Consider the following 6,872-nt stretch of genomic DNA (forward strand, 5'->3'; position numbering starts at 1 on the left):
TGACAAATCCGCCCCCGGCGGGTCAGAACGGGTTTCCCCATTTCTCCAGCAGATCCCGCTTTCCCGCCGCATCTGCGTTTTGGTAGTCCTCGTACATATCTTCCGTCCACTGGGCTTTCTCCGCCGGCGTCAGCTTTACCACCCGGCTTTGCTGTTCCCGGCAGAAATAGGTAATTGCCATCGCCATCACATAATCATCGTGTTCCCCGCTCTCCGCCTCCGGGCGGCGCTTCTCGTTGTAGACAAAATGCGTCATTTCCCGTAAAGCGTCTTCGCTTTTCACCCATTCCGGGTGCTCGTCTATAATGGTCTGTAAATTGTCGAGAATCACCGGCCTTGTCTGTGACGTGGTGGCAAAGCCGTATTTCTTTGCCAGCTTGTGGGTATAGCTGTCCATGCTCCGCTCCCGGATATAAAGCTTCGGGTAATTCCAAAGCTCCAGCGTCATGGACACATAGCTGTTATAGTTGGTTTCCACCGCAATCAGCGCCGCGTTATAGTAGTGGCCCAAGCACCAAATCTGCCGGGTAAACAAAATCGCGTTGTGAGTGAACCGCAGCTCCGCCACCTGCTCCCCGGTGGTGTTGTCGATCACCCATGCAATAAAGCGGTCACTGCCGTCTCCGGCGGTGTCGCAGCCCATCACATAGGGAACGCCTTCTTTCGGCAGCTCCCAAAGGCGGATGTAGCCGCCACGCTTGTCGGTGTGCCATTTCCCATTCTCCGGCTTTCCGTTTTCTTCTTTTGGTTCAGCATATGTAAAGCGTCCAACCTTGATAGGACTTTGCGCGCTTTCCAGCCGCAGAATCAGCTTCTGATTGTCAAAGAACGGCGTTCCGGAGAACAGGAACGCTTCCTCCGCGCAGCTTGGATACTCCTGCCGAAACAGCTCCACATTTCCGCCGCAGTTGGTTTTGATGCACCACCGCCGCCACATCAGTTGTTCTTCATCCAAGTGATAGGCCGCCGCCAATTCGGTTTCTTCGCCGATCCACACGGTTTCCGGCGGCACCGGCTTTCGGTACTCCGGCTCCTCGAACCACGGGGAGAAAAACGGAACCCAGCCGTTCTCCCCTTTTTCCGCGCCGTCCCACAGGGTCTTGAAATAATTGTAGCCGTTTGGCGTGGACTCAATCACCGCCATGGTATTGGGGTCGTCCGGGATGGCCTGCATCAAGCCCAGCAGTGTTGCCTCCGGGTCCCCCGGCCAGAATGCGAACTCAGACGCGTGCAGGTTGGTCAGCGTTTCGCTTCGTCCGATGCCCCCGGCCCCCGCCGTCACGCAGCGAATGGAGCTCATCAGCCCCGGGTTGGCCTCCTTCTCCGCCGCGTTCTTGGTGGGATTCTCAAATACCAGCTCCTGCGCGTTGTTGGCTTTGCGCATGGGCTTCACCGCTGGCGGCGAGGAATCAAAAAACAGCTTGTTCATTCTGAAGAGGCCCGCCGTGGAGTCGTCCCGGTGGGCCACAATCATTGTGCGCACCAGCTTTCGCGTGGCGGAGTCCTGATACATCATGGCTTCCACCAGTGTGGAAAAGCCCAATTGCCGCGCTTTCAGAATCAGCAGGCGCACAGGCCTCCCGGCTTCGTGCTCCCGCTTAATTGCTTCGTACAAGCGCCTTTGCGCGGGCTTTAAAATCAGGGGTACCAACTGGTTTTTCTTGTCCCGGATCATCAGGCAGTGCTCTATATAGTCTTTAGGAATTCTCAAATTCATGTGCCGCCTCCCGATAGCCCGGGAGGGCAGCGCCCTGCGCCGCCCTCACTTTTCATTTCAGCATTCTTCCGTTCCAAGGACCACATAGCCCTCTTTACAAAATCTTGCGTCGTCCAATAGGTACTTGATTCTCAGGGTCAGCGTCCGCCCGGTGAATCCCTTCGGCGTCCACTCCGCCAGCTCCAGCAGGTCCCCTGCCTGATAGTCCCGGTCATTCCGCCGGACCTCAAAATCCTTCAGGCCGTTTTGCGTGTCCTGAAAATACTTTGGTTCCGTTTTCAGCCTGTGCAGCAGCCGTCCGCAGGGCTCTTTCTTTTCAAGCGAAAAGCTCATTCCCCCGCCCCCATTCGCTCCGCCGCGGCGTGGATCGCCTTTTTCAGCTTTTCTGCCTTTTCCGGGTCCGCTGCGGCCACAGCGCCCAACGCCTCCATCATGGCGCTGTATTTCATCTGCCATTCATCGAAATAAAATTTGAACGTCTGGGTGTCCTTGTCCGCCGCCGCCAGTTGCCGGCGCAGCTCCTCCGCGGCCCGGTCCGCCGCCTCCGCCCGCGCCTGCGCATCCTTCAGTTTGGCGTTGGCCTCCTCCACCTGCTTGGCCGCCTCCGCTTCCGCCGCCTCCCGAAGCTTTTGAATCTCTTCCTCGCCGGGTTCCCGCACGGCCACGTCCACAGGCCTGTTTTTCAGCTCCTCCAGCTTTTTCTCCAGCTCCGCCTTTCCGGCCTCGGCGTTTTTTAGCTCGGCTTTTGCCTCTTTTTCCTTCTCCCGCGCGGCCTTCAGCTTTTCCTCCAAACCGTCCGATTTCACTTTCAAAGCGTCCAGTTTTGCGGAGGCGGCCTGTTCTCCGGCCTTTTTCGCCCCCTCCAGTTGGCCCAGGGCCTCATCCCGTGCCCGCTTGGCGTCGGAAAGCTCGTCCACCATGTTGTCCATGCCCTCCTGAGCCTCCTGCGCCCGCTTCAGCGCCTCGTCCCGCTCCCGGATGGCTTTTTTCAGTTCCTCGCCCGTCATGTCCTCCACGGACTTCTGAGTGCCGTTTACATCGTGCTTTTCAGCTAAAAACCCCTCGCGTTCAGAATCAGGCAAAGCCAGCAGTGCCAAGGCTTTGGAGGCTCCCAAATCCGCAATTTCTGCGGATTTGGAATACTCCCTCGCAAGGCGCATAAAGTTCTGCGCCGACCGCTCGGAAATGTCCACCTTTTCACGCAGCCAGTCCAGCCATTTTCCGTGCTCCAACTGGTCTTTTGCTTCATTCAGCCGGTTTCCGATTTCCAGAAGGGCACTGCCCGCCTGCCGTTTGTAAAAAACAATTTCCTGCGTAATCACATCCAGATCGCGCGGCTCCTCCCGGGCCGGCTGGCCGTTCATGCCGCAATCCTCGGTCAGCAGCGCTCCATTGTCCGGCTCCTCGCGTCTGCGCTTGTCCATCTGCTCCACGTAGTAGTTCGGCGTCATGCGGCGTGCCGACTCCATAGGGCTAAGCGTCTCGGGCTGTTTGGGCGCCTCGTCCAGTCCCAGCTCCGCCGCGAGTTTCCTTGCCTGCGCCAAGTCATTCATGCAATTTGCACCTCCACTTTTTCCTTATAAGAGCGCGGCAAAACCGGCTCTCCCTTTTTATTTCGTCTGCTGCCCTTGGCAATCCAAGCCAGCCACGGGTCCAGAAATTCCTTGTAAACCTCCCGCGGGTCCGGCGCAAAGCGCCCCTTTGTTGTGTGGATGCCCTCGTTTTTAAAACCATGAATCTGCACCAGCTTGTTCCCGTTCATTTCAACGGTCAAAAACGGGACCTCCGGCGCGGACTCTTTGCGAAGAAACAGGATGGTCACGGTCCCCCCAATGTGCCGGTCTGCATACCCGCCCACGCAGTGCTGCAACAATTTTCCTTCCGCAACAACTTCCTCCCGGTTCTCGGGTACCCTGATCATCAGGCCTTCCGCCGCGTAGACATAGCGTTTCTCCAAGTCCTTTTTTCGCTTGGCATAGGCCAGCAGGGCAAGGTACTCTTTTTCCGCCTGCTCCTTCTGCTGTCGCCGCATCTGCTTTCGGCGCTGCGCTTCCAGCCGCTTCCGGTTTTTCTCCGTGGTTTCCTCATGGGCGGTCCACAGGTCCTTGGGATATTTCACGTCGTCCCGGTAAACCCGCAGCTCCATCCCTTCCGCTGCGGTCATATAGTCCTTCCATGTCCGAAAGGCCATGCCAAAGGTGCGCTCTCCGTCCGCCTGGCGCTTCAAATAGTGGGTCAGTGCCTTAATGGTGGTTCCGTACTCCTTCGTCAGCTTGGGCAGCTCCTTTTCGGCCGCCCAGCCCAAAGCGTCCTCAATCCCCTGACAGTCTGACATGCTCAGCCCGGTTCCCTGCTTCTTTGCCCGTTTATACAGTGTCATGACAGACATGCTTTTCCGTGTGGACATAAATGCTTTCAGTTCCCCGCCGTCCAACCGAAACGCCTTGCGCGGGTCCTTTTCGCCCCACACAATGTTGGCGGCGTTTTTCTTTTTTCTCTGTGTCCAGTCGGCCAGCACGTTCTTCATGCCCGCCTTTTGCAGCATCTCCACGTTTTCCGGATACTGCGCCGCCATGGCTAAAAAGCGCATCAGGTTATTCCAGCCTGCCCTATATTCACTTTTGCACACTGTAAAGTCAATGTACTTTAAGAAGCTTTGTTTCAGGCACTCCAGACCAATCACCCGATAGTCGTCATATCGGAAAAACAGGCCCCCGCCGCTTCGGAAGGGTTCTGTGAAAAATCCGTTCACCTGCTTGTGCCAGACATCGCCGTAATAGGTGTGCTCCCACTGCACCGCCTCGTTCCTCCGGAAGCGGTAAACGTAGGTCGCCATGTACAGCGGCTCCGCCGCCCAGTTGCAGGCATAGTCCTTATTGGTCCAGTACGCCTGAGCGTAAATCGTCTCCCCGTTGTCCGCCGTGCTGAGAAAGATCACGGGAATATATGTCTCCAGCTTCTTGCAGTTTTTTGCCGTACCCTTTGCTTTCAGCTCCACCGTCTTCCCGCAAAACGGGCAGGAAATCTCGTCTCCATGACGGGATTGAAGCGCATACCAATCCGCGGATGTGATTTCCCGCAGATTGTCCATGCTTAAAAGCCGCCCCTGCTGGTGGCAGCAACTGCTCCACAGCTTCCGCCCGCTCCCGGATTTCTCATAGAAGAGGTAGTGCTTGTAGTAGTCATTCACGGTGTCCAGCTCTTCCTGCTTCAGCCCCGGGAATTCGTCAAAGGCCTTTTCTTTGCCCTCCTGCACTGTGATTTTCATAGGCTCCGTTCCTTTGTGCACATATCCCATCACCGCGCCTCACAAAAATTCCGTCAGGTCCAGCAGCATGGGATTGGACTTCTCCGCCGGTTCCTCCGGCGCCTCCACGCTGGCGCACAGGTTCACCGTCATGTGAAACTTGATATCCGCGCCCGGAAAATAGAACTGCACCGCCCTCCGGTATGCCTCCATATCGGAGATTCCGGTCCCGCAGCTTTTTGCCACGGCTTTCATGCAGTCCTCAAAGCTGCCGCCCTGAAAGACTGCCTGTGCAAACTCTGCGTCCTGTTCACAAAATCCGGTCAGTGCCTCTAAAACGCCCCGCTTCATGATGGCGGCGTATTTGTCATACGTCCCCTCGGGAAACTCCGCTTCCAGTTTTTTGACCGCCAAATCCGTCATGCCTACCTCCTCAAATTTCTTCCTGATCCTCGTCGTCCGCTTCCTCCTCAACCACGCTCGCCCAGTCGTGGCGGCCCAGATAGTCCAGCATCTCCTGCTGGCTGTCCTTCGCGCCGGGAGAAAGCACAAAAACCTTCACTTCCCCGTCGGTCAAAAGCATTCTCCGCCCGTCTGTGACCCGTTCCAGCAGTTCCTCCTCCATGGGGACGATCAGCCCGGTAAACCCCGGCTCAAACAGGCTGCACCGTCCGGAGCTGTCCTGCCAGATCTGCCGCTCTCCCAGATACAGGCATGTCTGCCGGCACGGAACCATGCCGGAGGTTTCGGTGAATACATTGGCAAAGGTCTTTTCCAGCTCTCCGTCCATCTCCATCTGCACGGTTTCCTTCTGGGCCTTCACCGGCTTTCCGGGCATTTCTCCGGTATGGCTCACAATCTGGGCCTTCAGCTCTTTTCCCGCGTCGCTGTACGGCAAAGCCACCGCCCACTGCATCCCGTTCAGCATCAGCCACTGGACGCCGCCGCGCATCACCAGCCCCACGCGATACCCCGCACCCTTGAAATTTTCCCGCATCTGCCGCAGCAGGGCCCTTTCACTGATCGGCATTTTTGCCGCCCCCTTCCTGTCTCCTGTGCTTGTACCTGTTTTTCAGATACTGCTGCAAATTCCACTCGTCGTCCCGGGCTTTCTTTTCGCACAGGTCACACCGCTTTGCCCCGCCGAAGAAAAAGCTTCCGCACTGCGGGCAAACGCCTTTTATAACCGGGCGCTTCTGGCGGCACTCGCATTTCGCGGCAACCTCCCGCCACGGCACGCCCCAGAATGCGGCCGTGGCCAGTTCCCAATCTTCCGCGTTTACCCATGCGTTCGTGTGGCCCTCACAGGCCACAATCCAAAAGAACAGCCTTTCCGCTTTCCGTGCCATGTGCTTACCACCTCCTGTGCCGCACCTTCCGAATCGTCCGCCAGATGGCGGTTTTCTTGACTTCCGTATAGTCCTCCAGCGCCCGGTTCTCCCGGTGCGCGGCCTTTCGCGCTTCAATCCGCTTTCGGTCCGCCTCCTGATATTCCGCACAGCTTCCGTGGCAACCCACCGCCCGCTCCGTGCAGCCATAACAGGGCTTGTCCGGCAGTTGCCCCTTCATCGCGTGTCCTCCGGCGGCTCCACCCACCATACGGTCAGGCTCTGCCGCCCGCACTGAATGGCGTAATCGTAGTCCGGCGTGTAAATATCAATTGCATTCCCCTTCACGCCGGTATCCGTCGCCCAAAGCTGCTCCACTGTACCGTCCGCGTACTCCACAAAAACATCTGAGTATAAGGGGATTACATCCGGGTCAACGGCACAAGTAAGATGCTCCACCACCTGCAGTCCGGAATATGTAATGCCATAGGATGGGTCTCCCGGCTGTTTACCGCAGGTGTCCGAGGTGTAATAGGTGACCGCGCAGTCCTCAATCACATTGGCGCATTCCAGCAAAGCC

The 6,872-nt window shown here is 57.4% G+C and carries 9 protein-coding genes; all 9 read right to left on the reverse strand.

Going from position 1 to position 6,872, the window contains the following annotated elements:
• Nucleotides 1–22 precede the first annotated feature (22 nt).
• Nucleotides 23–1,717: a hypothetical protein gene (locus tag RT018_RS15345; protein ID WP_312943188.1), complete on the reverse strand. Its 1,695-nt coding sequence runs from the start codon at nucleotides 1,715–1,717 to the stop codon at nucleotides 23–25.
• Nucleotides 1,718–1,774: 57 nt separating this feature from the next.
• Complete coding sequence (locus RT018_RS15350) at nucleotides 1,775–2,050, reverse strand: DUF3850 domain-containing protein (protein WP_312943189.1); 276 nt, start codon at nucleotides 2,048–2,050, stop codon at nucleotides 1,775–1,777.
• Entirely contained in the window at nucleotides 2,047–3,270 is a 1,224-nt protein-coding gene (locus RT018_RS15355; RefSeq protein ID WP_312943190.1) for a DUF3102 domain-containing protein, read from the reverse strand. Before RT018_RS15355 ends, RT018_RS15350 begins: the two co-directional genes overlap by 4 nt.
• A complete protein-coding gene (locus tag RT018_RS15360) occupies nucleotides 3,267–4,985 on the reverse strand; it encodes a PcfJ domain-containing protein (RefSeq protein ID WP_312943191.1) in 1,719 nt (572 codons plus the stop codon). The genes RT018_RS15355 and RT018_RS15360 overlap by 4 nt, the downstream gene beginning before the upstream one ends.
• A gap of 39 nt (nucleotides 4,986–5,024) precedes the next feature.
• Entirely contained in the window at nucleotides 5,025–5,387 is a 363-nt protein-coding gene (locus RT018_RS15365) for a hypothetical protein (protein WP_312943192.1), read from the reverse strand.
• 10 nt (nucleotides 5,388–5,397) lie between these two features.
• The gene (locus tag RT018_RS15370; RefSeq protein WP_312943193.1) at nucleotides 5,398–5,994 is read right to left on the reverse strand and encodes a hypothetical protein; all 597 of its coding nucleotides are present in this window, start codon (nucleotides 5,992–5,994) and stop codon (nucleotides 5,398–5,400) included.
• Entirely contained in the window at nucleotides 5,981–6,313 is a 333-nt protein-coding gene (locus RT018_RS15375) for a hypothetical protein (protein ID WP_312943194.1), read from the reverse strand. The genes RT018_RS15370 and RT018_RS15375 overlap by 14 nt, the downstream gene beginning before the upstream one ends.
• A gap of 4 nt (nucleotides 6,314–6,317) precedes the next feature.
• Entirely contained in the window at nucleotides 6,318–6,533 is a 216-nt protein-coding gene (locus tag RT018_RS15380) for a hypothetical protein (protein WP_312943195.1), read from the reverse strand.
• Nucleotides 6,530–6,872: 3D domain-containing protein (locus RT018_RS15385; protein WP_312943196.1), on the reverse strand; the 343-nt coding region annotated here is incomplete at its 5' end. The genes RT018_RS15385 and RT018_RS15380, both read right to left, overlap by 4 nt.

The organism is Oscillibacter sp. (assembly GCF_032060045.1).
Taxonomy (GTDB): Bacteria; Bacillota; Clostridia; order Oscillospirales; family Oscillospiraceae; genus Oscillibacter.